This window comes from Paraburkholderia sp. (assembly GCF_035501035.1).
Taxonomy (GTDB): Bacteria; Pseudomonadota; Gammaproteobacteria; order Burkholderiales; family Burkholderiaceae; genus Paraburkholderia.
Genome location: NZ_DATJWR010000307.1, coordinates 1 through 2,618 on the forward strand (window position 1 = coordinate 1; position 2,618 = coordinate 2,618).

The window sequence follows — 2,618 nt, forward strand, 5'->3', positions numbered from 1 at the left end:
GTCGCCATCGTGCTGATCGAAACGGGCCTGCAGAGCGAGCGGCGTCCGCACCGGCTCGCCATCAAGGTCGTGCGCTCGTTATTGCGCAATCCGCTGCTGGTTGCGCCGGCGCTGGGGGCGGTCGTCTCGGCCGCGCATGTCACGTTGCCTGCGAGCGCAGAGACGTTCCTCAAGCTGCTGGGCGGCGCGGCGAGCCCGTGCGCGCTCGTGAGCCTGGGCCTCTTTCTCGCGGAACGGCGCGCGAGCGGGGACGCGCCGCGCGAGTCCTCCTGGTGGCTCACGCTCACGAAGCTCGTCGCCCAGCCGGCGCTCACCTGGTGGCTGGCCGAGCGTGTATTCGCGCTGCCCACGCCGCTCGTCGAAACCGCGGTGCTGCTCGCCGCGCTGCCCACGGGCACCGGTCCCTTCATGCTTGCGGAATACTATCGGCGCGAGGCGCACGTGACTTCGCGCACGATCCTGCATTCCACGCTCGGCTCACTCGTCACGCTCACGCTGATCCTGCTGCATCTGCATCACGGCTGATGAGGCTCAGGCGTTCCGAAGCGGCCGCATGTGGAGGGCTCGCTGCGCGTGCGCTATGAATTGCGGGACATTTAGATGAAGGTGCGTGGGCGGGGCCAGCGGCGCTGCATCGCACTTGAGCACATAGCCCCACGCAAAGATAGACGGGCCTGCGCGGCCCGTCCGTCGTGCTCACTTCACGGCGCCGAGCGCCAGCCCCTTCACCATGTAGCGCTGCAGCCACGCAAATACCACCGATACCGGCAGCGTGGCCGCGAGCGTCGCCGCCATCACGAGCTGCCATTCCACGGTGTACTTGCCGGCCACCATGTCGGTGACCTGCACCGTGAGCGTCTTGTTCTCGGGCGAGCGGATCAGCGTGTAGACCACGGCGAACTCGTTCCATGCGCTGATGAACGTGAAGATCGCCGTCACCACCACGGCCGGCACCGCGAGCGGCAGGAACACGCGGAACACGGCGCCCGTGCGGCTGCAGCCTTCGAGCCATGCCGACTCTTCGAGATCGCGCGGCACGGTCTGGAAATACGAAGAAAGCATCCACACGGCAAACGCGATATTGAACGCCGCATACGAGACGATCACGCCGATCTTCGAATCGACGAGATTGCCGTCGCCGTACGGAATCATCGCGGCGAGACGGAACAGGCCCACCACCAGCAGGATGGGCGAGAGCATCTGCGTGACGAGGAGGAACTGCCGGTAGAGGCCGCGCCCGCGGAACGGGAAGCGCGCCAGCGCATAGGCTGCGGGCAGGCTCACGGCGAGCGCGAGCGCCGTCGAAAGACAGCTCACGATAATGCTGTTGCGCAGCGCGACGCCGAAGTTCGCGGCCTGCCACATGTCGACGTAGTTTTGCCAGCGCCACTGCATGGGCAGCCAGCGCGCCGGATAAACGAACACTTCCGAAGCCGGCTTGAACGAGGTGAAGAACATCACCGCGAACGGGAACAGCACGACCACGACGAGCGGCAAGAGCGTGAGCCAGCACCAGATCGAGCGTTTGAGCTTGCGGTTCATGCGAGGTCTCCTTCCGCGCTGCCGCCGCGTTTGGCCTGCGTGCGCAGGTAGATCACCGAGAACGCGAACAGGATCACGAGCATGATGAGCGAAACCGCGGCCGCTTCGCCAGGGCGCCCCAGGCGGAAGCCGAGTTCGTAGAGGTAGGTGACGAGGATATGCGTGCTGTCGTCGGGGCCGCCTTGCGTCATGACCCAGATGATCGGAAACGAGTTGAACACGTAGATCACGTTCAGCAGGACCGCCATGTTGATGAACGGCTTGAGCAGCGGCAGCGTGAGCTGGCGGAACTGCTGCCAGGCGCTCGCGCCGTCGATGCGCGCGGCTTCGTAGATGTCGCCCGGCACCGAGGAAAGGCCGCCCAGCAGGATCGTCGTGGTGAACGGTATCGACACGAGTATGCCCACCGCGATCTCGACGGGGAACGCGTACTCTGGCGTGGCGAGCCAGTGAATCGGTCCGGAGGTGAGGCCGAGGCGCTGCAGCGTGACGTTGACCATGCCGTAGTCGTCGTTGAACGCCCAGCGCCAGACCACTGCGGTCATCGTGAGCGAGACGGACCACGGCAGCATGATGATCGTGCGCGCAATGCCGCGACCGTAGAAGTCCTGATTGAGCACGAGCGCGACCGGCACGGAAATGAGCACCGTGCCCACCACGACAAAGAACGTCCAGATCAGCGTGTTCTTGAGCGCGCTCAGAAAGACGGGATCGGCGAAGACGTTATAGAAGTTCTGCAGGCCGCTGAAATCGCGGATCTGCCCGAAGCGCGACACATCGTGCAGCGACTGGTACACGATGTTGAAGATCGGATAGCTGATGATGAAAAGCGCGAGCACGAGACTCGGCACGATCAGGAGCCAGGGGGCGCGGGGTGCGGCAACGCCGCGGGGTAGTCGGCTCATGCGGGTTCGTGCGCGTGATCGGTCGGGGGCATCACCGGCCGGCGGGGCGGCGGGCGAGGGCTTCAGGGGACCCGTAGTCATGTCGAATCGTCGGTGCTTCCAAACGTCGGTTCTCAGGCGTTCCGGCGCGCGCCGGTAACTTCAGGCGCGCGCCGGTCAGGCCATAAAGGC

General features: G+C 65.3%; 3 protein-coding genes. 1 reads left to right on the top strand and 2 read right to left on the bottom strand.

Annotated features, from left to right (window positions below):
- Positions 1-525, top strand: a 525-nt coding sequence (locus VMJ11_RS22550) for an AEC family transporter (protein ID WP_325621928.1), incomplete at its 5' end; no start/stop codon positions are given.
- 171 nt (positions 526-696) lie between these two features.
- Here VMJ11_RS22550 and VMJ11_RS22555 read toward each other — a convergent pair.
- A complete protein-coding gene (locus VMJ11_RS22555; RefSeq protein WP_325621929.1) occupies positions 697-1,542 on the bottom strand; it encodes a carbohydrate ABC transporter permease in 846 nt (281 codons plus the stop codon).
- On the bottom strand, positions 1,539-2,447 hold the full coding sequence (locus VMJ11_RS22560) for a sugar ABC transporter permease (RefSeq protein WP_325621931.1): 909 nt from the start codon (positions 2,445-2,447) through the stop codon (positions 1,539-1,541). The genes VMJ11_RS22555 and VMJ11_RS22560 overlap by 4 nt, the downstream gene beginning before the upstream one ends.
- Between the last annotated feature and the right edge of the window lie 171 nt (positions 2,448-2,618).

Coding starts and splice junctions, on each gene's coding strand:
- VMJ11_RS22555 (WP_325621929.1), bottom strand. CDS start 1,542: ATGAACCGCAAGCTCAAACGCTCGATCTGGTGCTGGCTCACGCTCTTG.
- VMJ11_RS22560 (WP_325621931.1), bottom strand. CDS start 2,447: ATGAGCCGACTACCCCGCGGCGTTGCCGCACCCCGCGCCCCCTGGCTC.